Below are 16,908 nucleotides of genomic sequence, written 5' to 3'. Positions count from 1 at the left end.
TCGGCGGCGGGGCTATTGTCGATTAGCTTTTATCAAACGGGGAGCAACCCATGGCGAACGAGATTTTCTCTAGACTGAATGGCTCGGCCAGCCGCCGTTCGTTTCTGGCCGGCCTCGGCGCAGCGGCCGTCGGCTTCAGCTTTTCCCGCAAAGGCTTCGCCGCAGAGGAAAAGAAGCTCAACTTCTACAACTGGGATACCTACATCGGCGAAACGACGCTCGACGACTTCAAGACGGCCTCGGGCATCGACGTCAACATGAGCCTGTTCGCCACCAACGACGAGCTGTTCGCCAAACTGAGAGCGGGCAACCCCGGCTACGACGTGATCGTTCCCGGCAGCGAGTTCGTGGAGCGCATGGTGCAGGCCAACCTGCTCGAGCCGCTCGACCACGCCAAGATCCCCAACATCAAGAACGTGGCGCCGGAGTTCATCAACGACGCGCCTTACGATCCGGGCCGCAAGTACAGCCTGCCCTACACCTGGCTCGTGATCGGCATCGCCTTCCGCAAGAGCAAGGTGAAGGAGACACCCGATAGCTGGAAGGTGCTGTTCGAGTCCGACCAGTACAAGGGTCGCATCTCCGTCATGTCGGATGCGAGCGAGCTTTACCGGCATGTCTTCAAGTATCTCGGCCACTCAGCCAACAAGCCGACCCCCGAGCTGATCCTCGAAGCCGAGAAGATCCTGAAGAAGCAGAAGCCCTTCATCAAATCCTTCCACGAGGACAACGGCCAGGACCTCCTGCTCTCCGGCGAGGTCGACGTGGTGATGGAGTACAACGGCGACATCGCCCAGATCATGACCGAGGACGACGACATCAGCTTCATCGTGCCGAAGGAAGGCGCGCTGAAGCAGTCGGATACGCTGGCGATCCCGAAGGGCGCCCCGCATCCTGAGAACGCGCACGCATTCATAAATTTCCTTCTCGATGCCAACACCGGCAAGGAGATCTACGAGACCATCAAGTTCCCGTCTCCGAATGCCGCAGCAACCGCGCTGATGCCGGACGACTACAAGAACAATCCCGTCATCTTCCCGCCTGCCGATCTGGTGGCCAAGTGTGAGTATCCCCAATACGCCGGCACCGAGATCACGCGCCTGCTCGACGAGAGCATGACGCGCCTCCGCGCCGACTGAGACCGGAGAATGACCACCGTGATGTAGCAGCGACAGCGCGAGGAATGGGGTCTCATGGCAGCTCGTGAATCTACGGAATCGAGGCTAGCCTTCTGGGCCACGGCACTGCCGCCCTTGCTTTGGGTGGCGGTGTTCTTCCTCATTCCGCTCGGCGTGATCTGGGCCTACAGCTTCGGCGAGAACCTCGGGCTCACAGGCGTCTCGATCAGCGGCACCTTCGCCAACTACGCGCGCGCCTTCGAGCCGCTCTATCTGCAGATCTTCGCCAAATCCGTCTTCGTCGCGGGCGTTACCACCCTTCTCTGCCTCATCATCGGCTTCCCGGTCGCGCTCGCCATCGTGTTCGCCAGCGAGCGATGGCGCCCGTGGCTCCTGCTGCTGGTGATGCTGCCGTTCTGGACCAACCTGCTCATCCGCACCTATGCCCTCATCGCCGTTCTGAGAACGGAGGGCTATGTGAACTACGGCCTCGCGTGGATTTGGGAGAGCGCGAGCTGGCTGAAGACCCTGGTCGGCCTCGAGCCCTTGGCGCCCTACGAGCCCCTGCAGCTCCTCTACAACAACTTCGCAGTGGTCTTCGGCCTCGTCTACGTGCACCTCCCCTTCATGGTGCTGCCGCTCTACGCGGCGCTCGATCGTCTCGACCGCTCGCTGATGGAAGCGAGCCTCGATCTCGGAGCCGGACACCTCCGCACGCTCTTTTCCATCGTCGTTCCGCTCGCGCTCCCGGGCATCATCTCCGGCGTCATCATCACATTCGTGCCGGCCCTCGGCGCCTATCTGACGCCCGACCTGCTCGGCGGACCGGATAGCCAGATGATCGCCAACGTCATCGAGCGCCAGTTCAAGAAAGCAAACGATTGGCCCTTCGGCGCGGCGCTCTCGTTCCTGCTGATGTACGCAACCTTCATCGCCATCGCGTTGCGCGCTTATCTCTCACGCGGCAAGACGGCCGACGCGCACGGTATTTGAGGGAGGAGCCATGAGAACCGCAAAGGACCGGCCCGCCCCCCTCGAATACAATCGCCGCTGGTCCATGCGGCTGTGGCTCACGGGCGTCTTCATCTTTCTCTACGCGCCGCTGATGGCGCTCGTGGCCTTCTCCTTCAACGACAGCAAGCGCAACATCGTCTGGAAAGGCTTCACCCTCAAATATTACGGCCAGCTCTTCCGCAACGACGACCTGATGATCGCGTTCGCGAACTCGCTCACCATCGCCTTCGTCGCAACCCTGCTCTCCCTCGTTCTGGGCACGCTCGCCGCCGTTCTCCTCTGGCGCTTCCGTTTCCCTGGAAAGGCCGCCGTTGAGGGCGCCATGGCGCTCCCCATCGTGGTGCCCGAGATCTGCATGGGCGTCGCGATGCTGGTGTTCTTCTCGAGCGTCGTGCCCTGGCCGAACAATCTCGTCTGGCCCTTCAATCTGGGCGCCATCATCATTGCCCACGTCTCGTTCTGCTTCCCCTTCGTGGCCATGGTGGTGCGCGCCCGCCTCGCCAACTTCAACAAGGAGCAGGAGGAAGCCGCGAAAGACCTCGGCGCCAGCGAATGGCAAGCCTTCCGCGACATCCTGATCCCGCATATCCGCCCTGCCCTCATCGCGGGCGCACTACTCTCCTTCACCCTTTCGCTCGACGACTTCGTCATCACCTTCTTCACATCGGGGCCGAACACCGTAACGTTCCCGGTGAAGGTCTACTCGATGGTCCGCTTCTCGGTGACGCCCGAGGTCAACGCCGCCTCCACCATGCTCATCCTCCTCACGGTGGTGCTCATGGTGCTGGGTGCTCTCATGCAGAAATCGTCTCAACGCAGATCGTGACAGATGGAAAACCGGGCTGCCGCCCGCGATGCAAGGATTGATCCCGTGAACGACGCATCTCCAGCTCCACCCAAATCCGCCGTGAAGCCCATCATCAGCTTCCGCAACATCGTCAAGAAATTCGGCTCCATGGTCGCGGTCGACAATGTGAGCCTCGACATCGAGCCGGGAGAGTTCTTCGCCCTGCTCGGCCCATCCGGATGCGGAAAGACGACGCTTTTGCGCATGCTGGCAGGCCTCGAGGTCCCGACAGAGGGCGAGATCCTCATCGACGGCCAGGACATGCGCACCATTCCCGCCAACAAGCGGCCGGTGAATATGGTGTTCCAGTCCTACGCCGTGTTCCCGCACATGTCGGTGGCCGACAACGTGGCCTACGGGCTCAAGATCGACCGCGTCCCTGAGCCCGAGCGCAAGACGCGCGTGCAGGAGGCGCTCGACCTCGTGCAGCTCGGCCATCTGGCGGCCCGTATGCCGGATCAGCTTTCCGGCGGCCAGCGCCAGCGCGTGGCCCTCGCCCGCGCCCTCGTGAAGCGCCCGAAAGTGCTACTCCTCGACGAGCCGCTCTCCGCCCTCGACGCCAAACTGCGCGAGGCCATGCGCTTCGAGTTGTCTCAACTTCAGCAGAAGGTGGGCATCACATTCATCATGGTCACCCACGACCAGGACGAGGCGCTCGCCATCGCGTCCCGCATCGCTGTCATGAACAAGGGCTCCATCGCCCAGCTCGGCACGCCCTCCGATCTCTACGAGTTCCCCGCTTCCCGCTTCGTCGCGGATTTCATCGGGTCCGTGAACATGTTCGAGGGCACTCTCGTCAGGGACGAGCCGGACGAGGCCGTGGTCGATTGCCCCGAGCTGGCACCCCACGCCGTTCATCTGCCGCACGCCGTTCCAGGCAAGGTCAACACGCCGGTCTGGGTCGCAATCCGGCCGGAGAAGATCACGCTACACAAGGACAGCGGCACACCGCCCACCCCCGCCGAATGCCCGGCAGGCCACAACATCGCCAAAGGCGTCATCCGCGAGATCTCCTATCTCGGCGACACCTCGATCTTCCACATCGATACCGGCAAAGGAAACCTGATCCGTGTCTCGCGCCCCAACCGCTCGCGGTGGGACCAGGACAGCTTCGATTGGAAAGAGCAGGTGTGGGTAAGCTGGGCCGGCTCGAGCCCCGTGGTGCTGTTGTCGTAGGCAATGGGCAGTGGAGTGTGTGATGCCGGCCGCCGCGGCAAAGCAGAATTGTAAGGTGTCTGGATCCCGGCCTTCGCCGGGATGACGAAGTCAAGGGGCAAGCCGCTCCCGATAACGTCGAGGTCATCCCGTCCCGTGAAGCCATGCCTCATAAGCGCCAGCCCCGCGACCCGAACGAGAGCCCCTACTCCCTACTCCCTACTCCCTACTCCCTACTCTCACTGTTGCCTGCTGCCCGCTGCCTGCTGCCTCACATGAACGGCGGCGTGCACGAGCTCACGATCACCGCCGCCTGCTTGCCGACATTGCGGAACCGATGCGGAATCATGCTCTCGAAATAATAGGCATCCCCAGGCCCCAGCACGCGACGCTGGTCACCGACGGTCACCTCGATCTGCCCCTGGATTACGAGGCCGCCCTCCTCGCCCCGGTGCGTCAGCATCGTGCTGCCGGTGTCGCCGCCCGGCTCGTAGACCTCGTGCAGAATCTGGAGCGCCTTCTCCGGCCTCTCTCCCGCGACGACGAAGAAGCGCACCTTGCCCTCCGTCAGCGCCACCAGCTCGTCCTTCATGTAGAAAACCTGAGGCGCCTCCGGCAACGAGATCGAGAAGAACTCCGCGAAGCTCAAGCCCAGCGCATCCGTCAGCCGGTTCAGCGTGGCCACCGAGGGGCTATGCTTGTTCTGCTCGATCATGCTGATCATGCCGTTAGTCACGCCCGCCTTCGCGGCAAGATCCCGCTGCGTGAGCCCGCTCTTGATGCGCTGCGCCTTGAGCCGCGCCCCGACGTCGATCGTCGTCCGCGTCTCGGCTCCGTCCCTGGATCTCTTGCGTCGAGCCATATGCGTGTAACCCTGCCTTGCGAGAACTGAAGAAACGCTAGCACGGCGCACGGCCCCAAACGACAAATTTTGATCAATTTTTTGATCAAACGAACACACAAGCGCGACTTAAGGCCAGAACTGCGGCACTTGAAGCTGGGGACTGCGTAGAGTACGGTTCCGGATATAGATCAAATTATTGATCACTACGGAGCGGCTGTCGACGAGGCATCCGCTTCGCCGACACAAGGAAGGTGAGACCGATGGCGACCTCTGCCGAGCTTCACGCACGCCGGAATGCAGCCGTTCCCCGCGGCATCGGCCACGCGACGCAGATCTATGCCAAGCGCGCCGAGAACGCCGAGATCTGGAGCGAGGACGGCAAGCGCTACATCGATTTCGGCGCCGGCATCGCCGTGGTCAACACCGGCCATCAGCACCCGCGCATCCTCGCCGCCATCGCCGAGCAGATGAAGTCGTTCAGCCACGTCTGTTTCCAGGTGACGCCGCACGAGAACTACGTCTCGCTCGCCGAGCGGCTCAACGCCATCGCGCCCGTCTCTGGCCCCGCAAAGACCATGCTCGCCTCCACCGGCGCCGAAGCCGTGGAGAATGCCGTAAAGGTCGCGCGCGCCTTCACCGGCCGCCCCGGTATCGTCTCGTTCTCGGGCGGCTTCCACGGCCGCACGCACATGGGCATGGCGCTCACCGGCAAGGCCGTGCCTTACAAGAAGGGCTTCGGGCCTTTTCCGGCCGACATCTACAACGTCGCCTTCCCGAACCTCTATCACGGCACCTCGGTGGCCGACAGCGTCAAGGCGCTGAAGGCGCTCTTCAAGTATCAGGCCGATCCCTCCTCCATCGCCGGCATCATCATCGAGCCGGTGCAGGGCGAGGGCGGCTTCAACATCGCGCCCGCGGAATTCCTCTCCGAGCTTCGCGCCATCTGCAACGAGCACGGCATCGTCCTCATCGCCGACGAGATCCAGACGGGCTTTGCGCGTACCGGCAAGATGTTCGCTCTCGACCACACGAACGTGAAGGCCGACGTGGTGACGCTCGCCAAGGGCCTCGCGGGCGGCCTTCCGCTCTCCGCCATCACCGGACGCGCGGACATCATGGATGCCGCAAACCCGGGCGGCCTCGGCGGCACCTACGCGGGCAATCCCGTCGCCTGCGCCGCCGCTCACACGGTTCTCGACATCATCAACGACGAGCAGCTGTGCGACCGCGCCAGCGCCATCGGCGAAATCATCCTCGGCCGCTGCCGCGCGCTTGCCGCCCGCTCGAACCTCAACTGCATCGGCGACGTGCGCGGCGTCGGCGCCATGTGCGCCGTCGAATTCGTGAAGGACGTGAAGAGCGGCGAACCCGCCCCCGAGCTCACCGCGCAAGTGCTGAAATCCGGCAACGAGCGTGGCTTGATCCTGCTCTCGTGCGGCACTTATGGAAACGTCATCCGCTTCCTGCCGCCCTTGACCGCGAGCGACGCCCTGGTGAAGGAAGGCATGGACGTCTTCGAGGCGAGCCTCACCGAGGCCGTCAGCAAGCTTCAGTAAGCACGTCGCAACCGGAGAGACCGAAGGCCCTTGTGGAAGACATGAAAGTTCGCAGTAACGATGCTCAACGTGTCCCGGCCTGCGCCGGGATGACGTCGATATCGGGCAGTCGGGTCGCCACAAACAACCCGTCACTCCGGCGAAGGCCGGAGTCCAGCCGCCTAGCCGCACCGCCGATTGGGCTCGCTTGATCGGATCATCAATACGTCACGAACGTCAGAAGAGGCGCCCATGAACGTCCAGCTCAAGACAAACGACCTCGAAGCCTTCTTCATGCCGTTCTCCGCGAACCGGCAGTTCAAGAAGGCGCCCCGCCTGCTCGCCTCCGCCAAGGACACGCACTACTTTACGCAGGATGGCCGCAAGATCCTGGACGGCACCTCCGGACTCTGGTGCGTGAATGCGGGGCACTGCCGCCCGCGCATCGTGGAAGCGATCCAGAAGCAGGCCGCGGAGCTGGACTTCGCCGGCACCTTCCAGATGGGCCATCCCAAGGCATTCGAGGCGGCCTCCCGCCTCGTCAACATCGCGCCCAAGGGCTTCGACCACGTCTTCTTCACCAACTCAGGCTCCGAGTCGGTCGAGACCGCCCTCAAGATCGCACTCGCCTACCACCGCGCCAAAGGCAACGCCTCGAAGGTACGCCTCATTGGACGTGAGCGCGGCTATCATGGCGTAAACTTCGGCGGCACCTCCGTCGGGGGCATCTCGCCCAACAGAAAGATGTTCGGAACGCTGGTCGCGGGCGTCGATCACCTCCGCCACACCCACGATCTCGCCAAGAACGCATTCTCCAAAGGCGAGCCCGAGCACGGCGCCGATCTGGCCGACGATCTCGAGCGCCTGGTCGCGCTGCATGACGCCTCCACCATCGCTGCCGTCATCGTCGAGCCGGTCGCCTGCTCCACCGGCGTCCTGATCCCGCCCAAGGGCTATCTGAAGCGGCTCGAAGCCATCTGCCGCAAGCACGACATCCTTTTGATCTTCGACGAGGTCATCACCGGGTTCGGCCGCCTCGGCACCCCCTTCGGCGCCGACTACTTCGACGTCTCCCCCGACATGATCACCGGCGCCAAGGGTGTCACCAACGGCACCATCCCGATGGGCGTCGTCTTCTTGAAGAGCCACATCTACGAGGCCTTCACCACCGGCCCCGAGAACGCGATCGACCTCTTCCACGGCTACACCTACTCGGGCCATCCCATGGCCGCAGCCGCAGCCATCGGCACGCTGGACACCTATCAGGAGGAAGGTCTCCTCACCCGCGCCGCGCAGCTCGCGCCCTATTGGCAGGAGCGCGTGCACGCCCTGAAGGGCCTGCCGCACGTCATCGACATCCGCAACATCGGCCTCATCGGTGCCATCGAGTTCGCGCCGATTCCGGATGCCCCCGCCCAGCGCGCCTACAGCCGCTTCGTCAAATGCTTCGAGCGCGGCCTGCTCGTGCGCCAGACCGGCGACATCATCGCGCTCTCGCCCCCGCTCATTATTACCGAGAGCGAGATCGACCAGCTCTTCGACATCTTCACCGCCGTACTCAAAGAAGCGGACTGACCGGATCATGCGAACGCTCGAGAACGCTTACGGCGGCAGAAAAGTCGCCTCCACCTCGCCCCGCGCGTCGGATGTCTTCAATCCCGCGACCGGCGAGGCCATCGCGCGCCTCCCGCTCTCGACGCCGGAGGAGATCGCCGCCGCCGTAGCTGCCGCGAAGTCTGCCGCGGAGAGCTGGGGCGCCACGCCGCCCATGAAGCGCGTCGCGCCCATGTTCCGCTTCAAGGAGCTGTTGCAGAAGAACGCCGACGCCATCGCGCGCGCCATCTCCGCCGAGCACGGCAAGACGCACGCCGATGCGTTGGGAGAGTTGCAGCGCGGAATAGAGGTCGTGGATTTCGCCTGCGGTATCCCTCATCTGCTGAAAGGCGAGTACAGCCGCAACATCGGCCCCGACATCGATAGCTGGTCGGACCGCCAGCCGCTCGGAGTCGTCGCGGGCATCACGCCGTTCAACTTTCCGGCCATGGTGCCGATGTGGATGTTCCCGGTCGCCGTCGCGTGCGGCAACACCTTCGTGCTGAAACCCTCCGAGCGCGATCCCTCCGCCCCGATGCTGATCTGGGAGTTGTTCCAGGAGGCAGGCTTCCCCGCGGGCGTATTCAACGTCGTGCACGGCGACAAGACCGCCGTCGACGCGCTGCTCGATCATCCCGACGTCAAGGCCGTGAGCTTCGTCGGCTCGACGCCGATCGCGGAATACGTCTACACGCGCGGCGCCGCGGCCGGTAAGCGCGTGCAGGCGCTCGGCGGCGCCAAGAACCACATGATCGTCATGCCCGACGCCGACATGGATAAGGCCGTGGATGCCTTGATGGGTGCGGGCTACGGCTCGGCCGGCGAGCGCTGCATGGCGATCTCCGTCGCCGTTCCCGTCGGCAAGAAGACCGCAGACCGCCTGGTCGAAGCGCTCGCCCCGCGCGTGCGCGCGCTCAAGGTCGCTCCCGCAACGGATCCCGACTCCGAGATGGGTCCCGTCGTCACCGGAGAAGCCAAGCGCCGCATCACCGATCTCATCGGCCTCGGCGTGAAAGAAGGCGCCGAGCTTGTCGTCGACGGGCGCGGCCTCGTGCTTCAAGGCTACGAGAACGGCTTCTTCATCGGCGGCACGCTGTTCGACCACGTGACGCGCGACATGACGATCTACAAGACCGAGATCTTCGGACCGGTTCTCTCCGTCGTGCGCACCGAGAGCTATGACGAGGCGGCCGACCTCGTGAACAGCCACGAGTACGGCAACGGCACCGCCATCTTCACCCGCGACGGCGACACCGCGCGCACGTTCGCCGACAAGATCGAGGTCGGCATGGTGGGCATCAACGTGCCGATCCCCGTGCCCGTCGCCTATCATTCCTTCGGCGGCTGGAAGCGCTCGCTGTTCGGCGATCACGCGGTCTATGGTCCCGAAGGCGTGCGCTTCTACACGCGCATCAAGACCGTCACCGCCCGCTGGCCCACCGGCATCCGCTCCGGCGCCGAGTTCAACTTCACAGGGCGGAACTAGGCGGCACGCGAGGATCATGACGCGCCTCCTCCGCCTCCGCGATTGACAGAACTCAAAAGGGGCGTCTGCCGCAGTCCGCCAACATCATCCGGTCACCTTCAACATCGGCGTCGCGCGCGATGATGAGACCTGGGCCATGCGCCGCCGCATGAACCGGCATCTGCTCGCCATTCCCATGGGCTTCGCCGCGTTCGTCGCCTACTTTGGCTCACTAGCCTCATCGCCTAGCCTCATTCGCAGTACTCACGCCGAAACCGGAGAGGACAAGCCGAGCTTTGCAAGCTCGTTGAGACCGATAAGAAAGACGAGACCTATCAGGATAAAGTAGAGCTTGTCTTTGAGCGGTTCACTGTCGGAGATCAACACGCTGAGAAGGATTCCCGATCCTGCCGCCAATGCTGACAGGCCCAGGCGGTCGACTTGAAGGAAAGTGCTTGATTGCGACGCAAGCGCCGGAAGCGAGAAGATCAACGTGATGGCGATAAGCGGAATTTCGCGGGGGTCGATGGAGCTGTCGAAAGCATAGCGATAGAGGAGCGTGGAGAAATACACGGCTCCAGCCATCAAGACGAGACCTGAAATGATCCGCAAGCTTTCGATCGGAAAGAGCTGAAGCAGCGATACGGCGCCGGCCAAGGCAATCCCCCAAAGCAACATGATGCTGGTGATTTTGAGCACGTCGATGATGACGTAGGCGAAGCGCTCAACTGAATCGGATTTGTCCGCTCCGAATGTCGCGCGCGTGCTGAGACCAGCCAGCAGGATGAAAGCCGCGAGGGTCAAAGGCGAAATGAGATACGATGGCATATCTACCTGGATGAAGCCGAAGATGAGCCGCCAGGTTGTGGAGATAATGCGATGCCAAACATCCAGGGCCCGTTTAATGCTTGCCGCAAGGGTGAGGAAAGGCTGAAGATTCCCCATCAAGGTAGTGGCGCCTGAGATGATCGCGAACCATGTGAGGATCGCCTTGACGATGGGCGAGCGCTTTTCACGAGTCTCCGGCTTCACGTCTCCGGGGGCCGGGTATCGCTTGTCGGCCCGCAAGACGGTGTCGATGGTCGACGCTTGAGCGGCAGGCTTTGCTGGCGCGGCGGCATGTCCCGACTTTGCAGCCGTCGACTTGGCCTTTTCGGTTGATGCCGATTTGACGGGTTTCGCCTGTTGGCCGCCAGATTTGGTTGGCGTGGCCGCTTTCGGCGGGTCGCCGCCAGAATCGGATGGTGCGTTTTTGGGTGACGGAGCCTCGGCTTTGTGTTCCTTTTTCGGAACATCGACGTCCGTCGGGGAGCCGACCAGGACAAAGTTGACCGTTGGCTTGGCTGGGGCAGATGGCTCGGGCGCTGCGTCAGCAGAAGGGGACGCGCTCTTTGTCTTGTTGTCGGCCAGCTCCTTCAGCAAGCTATCGAGGCCGAATGTATCGGGTGTTTTGGACAAACCATAGGCGTCCGGCCGCCGCCCCGCATAGGGATCCGGATCGTACAGCGGCTTTTGTTCGAAGGTGAACTTGACCTTTGGAACGATGTCCTCTGGATCTGGCGTCGACACAGAACTCACTCCCCCGGAAGTGAGCAGTCATCCTGACAGGGGCAGAATAGGTTTACAACGGACTTTTCTGACTTGGGCCATCGTTCGGACGCGCTCCGTCGTCGGGCGAACGGCATGGCGGATCCGAGCATCCCCGTGCCCGTCGCCTATCATTCCTTCGGCGGCTGGAAGCGCTCGCTGTTCGGCGATCACGCGGTCTATGGTCCCGAAGGCGTGCGCTTCTACACGCGCATCAAGACCGTCACCGCCCGCTGGCCCACCGGCATCCGCTCCGGCGCCGAGTTCAACTTCACAGGGCGGAACTGACGCCATCGCGCACCCGTAAAGCTAAAGGGAGCGAGCCAACACGGCTCGCTCCCTTTCCCTTCGGGGCGTAGCTCGCAGTCAAAAACGCGCTAGCTCACCTTCGCCTTGCCTTTGGCGCCGCCCTTGGCCTTGGCTTTTTCTTTGCCGCCCGCCTTCGCATCGCTCTCCGGGCCGCAGTCCGGATTGATCTTCATCATCTCCTCTTTGACTTCGTCCAGGGTCATGTCGCGCACGTGCGTTGCGATCGACCAGCGGTGTCCGAATGGATCTTTCACCTGGCCGTAGCGGTCGCCCCAGAACATATCGGCGACAGGCATCATCACCTCTGCGCCCGCGGCCACCGCCTGCGCGAACATTGCATCCACGTCATCCACCATCAGATGGATCGAGACCGGCGTGCCCTTGAGCGCATTGGGGCCGAGTGATTGCCACTCCGGCATTTCGTCCACGAGCATGACGTAAGAGTTGCCGATGCGAATGCAGGCGTGCATCAGCCTCCCGTCCGGCATCGCAAGACGCATCATCTCCTCCGCGCCAAACGCCTTCTTGTAGAACGCGATGGCATCTGCCGCGCCCGCACACACGATATGCGGCGTGACACTTCCGAGTTTCGGCAACTTGATTTCGCCCGACGTCGACATTCCGCGTCTCCTTCCTTGGCCCTGAGCCTCCGGTCGTCCGGGCGGATCGAGCCGCCCTCCGCTTGAAGACGAGCGGCGCGCCCCCGATCCGACACGTCCCGGCTGGATTTTTTATGGCCAACCTGACAGATATGAGATGACGAGCGAAGCCATTGAGAACAAGGAAAAATTAATGAAGCCGAATGCCCTCCGTCTGGCGAGTGCCATCCCGCTCACCCTGGCCGCTCTGATGGCTTTCTCGCCTGCCACGCACGCCGCAACCTGCGGAGAGGCAGCCGGCGGCTTCGGCCCCTGGCTCGCCGCGTTCAAAAAACGAGCGGCCGCCCAAGGCGTCTCCCAATCCGCCATTTCCTCGGGCCTCGCGGGCGTCACCTACGACCCGCGCGTCATCCGGCTCGACCGCAACCAGAAATCCTTCAAGCTCTCGTTCGAGCAGTTCTATGCCCGCCGCGTCGGCTCCGCGCTGATCAACCGCGGTCGCGCCCGCATGAAAGCCCATCGCGGGACGCTGGACCGCATGGAGCGGCAGTTCGGCGTGCCCGCGGAAGTCGTCATCGCAATCTGGGGGCTAGAAACGAACTATGGCGCAGATACCAGCGGCAAGTTCTCGATCATCCGCTCACTCGCGACACTCTCCTACGACTGCCGCCGCTCGGCGTTCTTCACCGGCCAGCTCGTCGATGCGCTTCGCATCATCGACGACGCACACATGAGCCCCGCTGAAATGCGCGGCGGCTGGGCGGGCGAGATCGGGCAGACGCAGTTTCTCCCCACGCCTTACGTAAAATACGCGGTGGACTACGACGGCGACGGCAAGAAGGACCTGATCCACAGCATCCCGGACATCTTGGCTTCCACCGCCAATTTCCTCAAAGGCCACGGCTGGCAGGCGGGCCAGCCCTGGCATCCGGGCACAGCGAACTACAACGTCATCAAGGATTGGAACCGCGCCGAGGTCTACCAGCGCACCATCTCGGTGATGGCAACGAAGCTGCGCGGCGGCTAGAGCGTCTTGCGACGAAGTGGAGACCGGTTCCTCGCTCGAAAATGAGAAGATCTGGGCTATTCCGTCACCCCGCCCAACAGGAAGTTTCACGTTGACGACGATGTGCCCAATCCAGGCCATTGCCTGCGAACGTGACTGCCAACGTGTCTGGATCCCGGCCTTCGCCGGGGTGACGTTGTTTTTTGCCTGCGCCGTGTGCCTTCTTTAGACGTCATCCCGACGCAGGTCGGGATCCCGACACGCCTGAGGAACGCACTCTCCTCCAACCTGGAACATCGCCTGCAAGCCCACGCAACGGGATCGCAAAACGCTCTCGCGGAAAGAGCCTTCCAAAATGAAGCCGGCCCGCTCGGGGGAAAGCGGACCGGCAAGTGGCGCCGAACGTTGGGAGGGAAGAACGAGCGCGCCATAACCGCGAAGGCAGCGTGAAACATCACGCCATCATGCCATCATGCCGCCGCGGACCGTGCCTTTCCGCCGTCCAGCCTGTCGAACCCGAGCGACGCCGCGACGGCGGAATGCATGATGCGCCCATCGCGAACATTGAGCCCGGCCGCGAGATGCGGATCGCGATCGAACGCCGCGAGGCCCTTGTCGGCGAGCTTCAGCACGAACGGCAGCGTGGCGTTGTTGAGCGCCTGCGCACTCGTCACCGGCACCGCGCCCGGCATGTTGGCCACGCAGTAGTGAATGATGCCGTCGACCTCGAACGTCGGATGGGCGTGCGTCGTCGGCCGCGAGGTTTCGAAGCAGCCGCCCTGGTCGATGGACACATCCACAAGCACCGCGCCCCGCTTCATGGATTTCAGCATGTCGCGCGTGACGAGCTTGGGCGCGCTCGCGCCCGCCACGAGAACAGCGCCGATCACCACATCCGCTTCCATCACCTCCATCTCGATGGCGTGCATGGTGGAGGCCAGCGTGTGGACGCGCCCCTGGAACAGCTCGTCGAGCTGCCGCAGCCGCGGCAGCGATTTGTCGATGATGGTGACGTCAGCGCCGAGACCAGCCGCCATCCGCGCCGCGTGCGTTCCCACCACGCCGCCGCCCAGCACGACGACCTTCGCGGGGCGAACGCCTGGAACACCGCCCATCAGCACGCCGCGCCCGCCCGCAGGACGGCGGAGTGCGATGGCCGCCGCCTCTATCGAAAGACGTCCCGCGACCTCGCTCATCGGCGCCAACAGGGGCAAACCGCCCGCGGCATCCGTCACTGTCTCGTAGGCGATCGCAGCGGCGCCTGAGGCCATCAGCCCGCGCGCCTGCTCGGGATCGGGCGCGAGATGGAGGTAGGTGAAAAGGATCTGATGCGGCTTGAGCCGCTTGTATTCGACCGCCTGCGGCTCCTTCACCTTGACGATCATATCCGCCGCGTCGAACACAGCTTCTGCGGTGGGCAGGATCTTGGCACCCGCCCGCTCATAGACCGCATCGTCCGCGAAAATGCCGCCTCCGGCGCCGGACTGCACCACGACTTCGTGACCCCGCGCGGTCAGCTCCCGCACGGAGCTGGGCACCAGCCCGACACGAAACTCGTCGCTCTTGATCTCAGTGGGAACACCGATGCGCATTGGGGTCTCCGTACCTGCGGCTGCGTTCAATTCGGTGCCGGAGACCATATCAAGGATACCGCTCGGAAACTCCGCAAATTTCGTTGAAAAGAAAACAACGAACGCAGATAATCTGCAAAATAGAATAATTTTTCGCAGATGTGCAATGCAATATACCTTAGACGCGCTCGATCGCGCCATTCTGGCCGCGCTTCTTGAAGACGGACGCCTGAGCCAGGTCCAACTCGCGGAGCGCATTCCGCTCTCCCCCACCGCGATCGCGCGGCGCATACGCGCGCTCGAGGAAAGCGGCATCATCAAGGGCTATCAGGCCCGCATCGACCGCCGCGCCGTCGGGCTGGAGATGATCGTGCACGTGTTCATCAGTCTTCAGAACCAGAGCGAGCAGCGCCTCGAGTCCTTCGAGGCGGCCGTGGCGGCGGCGCCCTCCGTCGTCGGATGCCAGCTCATGTCCGGCGAGGACGACTACCTCCTGACCGTTCTCGCGCGTGACCTCGCCGACTACGAGCGCATTCACAAGCAGGAGCTGTCGCGCCTTCCGGGCGTCACGCGCCTCAGGTCCTCTTTCGTGCTCCGCGAGGTCAAGGCCGCAACCATCCCGGCTTCCATGCTCGGCACCCCGGCACCACGCGGCTCGAAAAAGTAACTCTATAACATAATTGTGATCTCGCATAAGATGCGCGCTGTGGTGTGACTACCCGCAACGCGACATCGGCGCTGCAAGCGCGCGCCCACACACTCAGGTCACGTCTGGAAATGCCTCTCTCCCAGAGCCCGTCGGACTCCTCCCAGCCTCCGCGCACATCGAAAGGCTTTCTCCCGCTCCTGGAGAGGATCGCCAACCTCTGGTACGCGTGCCCGTTCCGCTGGCAGATCCTCATCGCCATCACGCTCCTCACGCTCTTCACCGGCCTCGTCGGGGGCGTGCTGGCCGTGCTCGACTCCCGCACGCGCGCCGCGATCGAGACCCAATCCAACGTCGAGCTTTGGCGCAATCACATTGCGGCTCAGGCGCGCGAGATCGATGGGCCGGCGGATCTCGCGCCCTTCACTTGGCGCCTCGCACAGGAGATGGCGAAAGTGCGCCACGTCTCCATCCGTGTCGTCACACCGGCCGGAAAGGCTTCGAGCGGCGCCCACGAGACAGAGCTCGCGACCCATGACGCACGCGGCGAGGATCGCGCGCCTGGTTGGTTCGTAAGCCTCGTCCAGCCCACGGTCGAGGTGCGCGACGTCCCCGTCATTGCAAACGGCATGCTGCTCGGAAACGTGCTGATCAAGGGCGAGCCGGACGACGAAATCGCTGAAGCCTGGGAGTTGCTCCTTCTCATGGCCGTTCTCTGGCTCGGGGGAACGGCACTCATGATGGTCGGCTTGTATTTCGTCCTCGGCTACATCCTGGACCCGCTGGTCACGCTCGCCGACGGCATGCGCGAGCTGGAGGATGGGCATTATGGCCTCCGCATAGAGCCGCCGAAGGTGCGTGAGCTTGCCGCCATCGTTGGCAGCTTCAACACGCTCGCCCAGGCACTCGACGGCGCCAACGCCGAGAACAGCCGCCTCTACCGCCAGCTCGTCGCCGTGCAGGAAGACGAGCGCCGTCAGATTTCACGCGACCTGCACGACGAGTTCGGCCCCTGCCTGTTCGGCATCACGGCCGGTGCAGGCGCCATCGAGCGTCACGCCCGCAATCTGCCCGAGCCGCAGGCGTCCACCATCCTCTCCTGCGTGAACGAGATCTCGCTCGTGTCCGAGCGCTTGAAGAGCCTCAATCGCCAGCTCTTGAACCGCCTGCGCCCCGTCGCGCTCGGCCGCACCACGCTCACGGAGCTGATCAGCGAGCTGATCCTCACCTTCGAGCGCCGCCATCCCGACAAACGCTTCGAGCGCACGTTTGCAGATCTCCCGACGAGCTTCGGCGAGGACATCGACCTCACGCTCTATCGCTGCGTGCAGGAAGGCCTCACGAATGCCGTCCGCCACGGGAGCCCGTCGCTGGTCTCGGTGAGCATGTCCGCAGAGGAAGCACAGGCCGGACGCAGCGTCCGCCTGCGCATCACGGACGATGGCGTCGGCATCTCCGACAACGCCGCGCTCGGCTACGGATTGGCCGGCATGCGCGAGCGCGTCCGCGCGCTCTCGGGCACGCTGGTCATCGAGACCATGCAGCCTGCCGGCACAGCCCTCAACGTCACGCTTCCCGTCCGCTCGGGTGGCCCGCCGGAGACACGCGTGCTCACCTGA

General features: G+C 63.5%; 14 protein-coding genes and 1 pseudogene. 11 read left to right on the top strand and 4 right to left on the bottom strand.

Going from position 1 to position 16,908, the window contains the following annotated elements; all coding sequences use genetic code 11:
* Positions 1–50: 50 nt before the first annotated feature.
* Genes PE058_RS10995 through PE058_RS10980 form a run of 4 tightly spaced genes read left to right on the top strand, consistent with a single transcriptional unit; the run spans position 51 to position 4,155 of the window.
* Positions 51–1,139, top strand: a complete 1,089-nt coding sequence (locus tag PE058_RS10995) for an ABC transporter substrate-binding protein (protein WP_020087918.1) — start codon at positions 51–53, stop codon at positions 1,137–1,139.
* A gap of 54 nt (positions 1,140–1,193) precedes the next feature.
* Complete coding sequence (locus tag PE058_RS10990) at positions 1,194–2,111, top strand: ABC transporter permease (RefSeq protein ID WP_271028390.1); 918 nt, start codon at positions 1,194–1,196, stop codon at positions 2,109–2,111.
* Positions 2,112–2,121: 10 nt separating this feature from the next.
* Entirely contained in the window at positions 2,122–2,958 is an 837-nt protein-coding gene (locus PE058_RS10985) for an ABC transporter permease (protein WP_020087920.1), read from the top strand.
* Between the two features lie 3 nt (positions 2,959–2,961).
* Entirely contained in the window at positions 2,962–4,155 is a 1,194-nt protein-coding gene (locus tag PE058_RS10980; protein ID WP_020087921.1) for an ABC transporter ATP-binding protein, read from the top strand.
* Between the two features lie 250 nt (positions 4,156–4,405).
* Here the strand turns inward: PE058_RS10980 and PE058_RS10975 are convergent, their stop codons facing one another.
* A complete protein-coding gene (locus tag PE058_RS10975) occupies positions 4,406–4,996 on the bottom strand; it encodes a cupin domain-containing protein (protein ID WP_020087922.1) in 591 nt (196 codons plus the stop codon).
* A gap of 242 nt (positions 4,997–5,238) precedes the next feature.
* On the opposite strand from PE058_RS10975, the gene gabT reads away from it, so the two are divergent.
* The 3 genes from gabT (at position 5,239) to PE058_RS10960 (ending at position 9,592) form a co-directional block, all read left to right on the top strand.
* Positions 5,239–6,534, top strand: a complete 1,296-nt coding sequence (gene gabT / locus PE058_RS10970) for a 4-aminobutyrate--2-oxoglutarate transaminase (protein WP_020087923.1) — start codon at positions 5,239–5,241, stop codon at positions 6,532–6,534.
* A 231-nt stretch (positions 6,535–6,765) separates the two neighbouring features.
* Positions 6,766–8,088, top strand: coding sequence for an aspartate aminotransferase family protein (locus PE058_RS10965; protein WP_271028389.1), 1,323 nt, complete (start codon positions 6,766–6,768; stop codon positions 8,086–8,088).
* A 7-nt stretch (positions 8,089–8,095) separates the two neighbouring features.
* On the top strand, positions 8,096–9,592 hold the full coding sequence (locus PE058_RS10960; protein WP_271028388.1) for a CoA-acylating methylmalonate-semialdehyde dehydrogenase: 1,497 nt from the start codon (positions 8,096–8,098) through the stop codon (positions 9,590–9,592).
* A 243-nt stretch (positions 9,593–9,835) separates the two neighbouring features.
* On the opposite strand, the gene PE058_RS10955 is transcribed toward PE058_RS10960, so the two are convergent.
* A complete protein-coding gene (locus tag PE058_RS10955) occupies positions 9,836–11,140 on the bottom strand; it encodes a hypothetical protein (RefSeq protein WP_271028387.1) in 1,305 nt (434 codons plus the stop codon).
* 129 nt (positions 11,141–11,269) lie between these two features.
* Between PE058_RS10955 and PE058_RS10950 the strand changes: the two are divergent.
* Positions 11,270–11,446 (top strand): annotated as a pseudogene (locus PE058_RS10950) (methylmalonate-semialdehyde dehydrogenase (CoA acylating)); the annotation flags it as partial.
* Positions 11,447–11,535: 89 nt separating this feature from the next.
* Here PE058_RS10950 and PE058_RS10945 read toward each other — a convergent pair.
* Positions 11,536–12,087 (bottom strand): VOC family protein, encoded by a 552-nt coding sequence (locus tag PE058_RS10945; RefSeq protein WP_020087926.1) that lies wholly within the window; start codon positions 12,085–12,087, stop codon positions 11,536–11,538.
* Between the two features lie 172 nt (positions 12,088–12,259).
* On the opposite strand from PE058_RS10945, the gene PE058_RS10940 reads away from it, so the two are divergent.
* On the top strand, positions 12,260–13,093 hold the full coding sequence (locus PE058_RS10940; protein ID WP_271028386.1) for a lytic murein transglycosylase: 834 nt from the start codon (positions 12,260–12,262) through the stop codon (positions 13,091–13,093).
* 449 nt (positions 13,094–13,542) lie between these two features.
* Here PE058_RS10940 and ald read toward each other — a convergent pair whose 3' ends face one another.
* Positions 13,543–14,664, bottom strand: coding sequence for an alanine dehydrogenase (ald, locus tag PE058_RS10935; RefSeq protein WP_271028385.1), 1,122 nt, complete (start codon positions 14,662–14,664; stop codon positions 13,543–13,545).
* Positions 14,665–14,809: 145 nt separating this feature from the next.
* Between ald and PE058_RS10930 the strand changes: the two genes are divergently transcribed.
* Together PE058_RS10930 and PE058_RS10925 are read left to right on the top strand one after the other, a co-directional pair.
* Positions 14,810–15,310, top strand: coding sequence for an Lrp/AsnC family transcriptional regulator (locus PE058_RS10930; RefSeq protein ID WP_020087929.1), 501 nt, complete (start codon positions 14,810–14,812; stop codon positions 15,308–15,310).
* A gap of 110 nt (positions 15,311–15,420) precedes the next feature.
* Entirely contained in the window at positions 15,421–16,908 is a 1,488-nt protein-coding gene (locus tag PE058_RS10925; RefSeq protein WP_271028384.1) for an ATP-binding protein, read from the top strand.

This window comes from Hyphomicrobium sp. DMF-1 (genome assembly GCF_027886585.1).
In the GTDB taxonomy this organism is placed as follows: Bacteria; Pseudomonadota; Alphaproteobacteria; order Rhizobiales; family Hyphomicrobiaceae; genus Hyphomicrobium_C; species Hyphomicrobium_C zavarzinii.
This window is presented reverse-complemented; position numbering and strand designations above follow the sequence as displayed.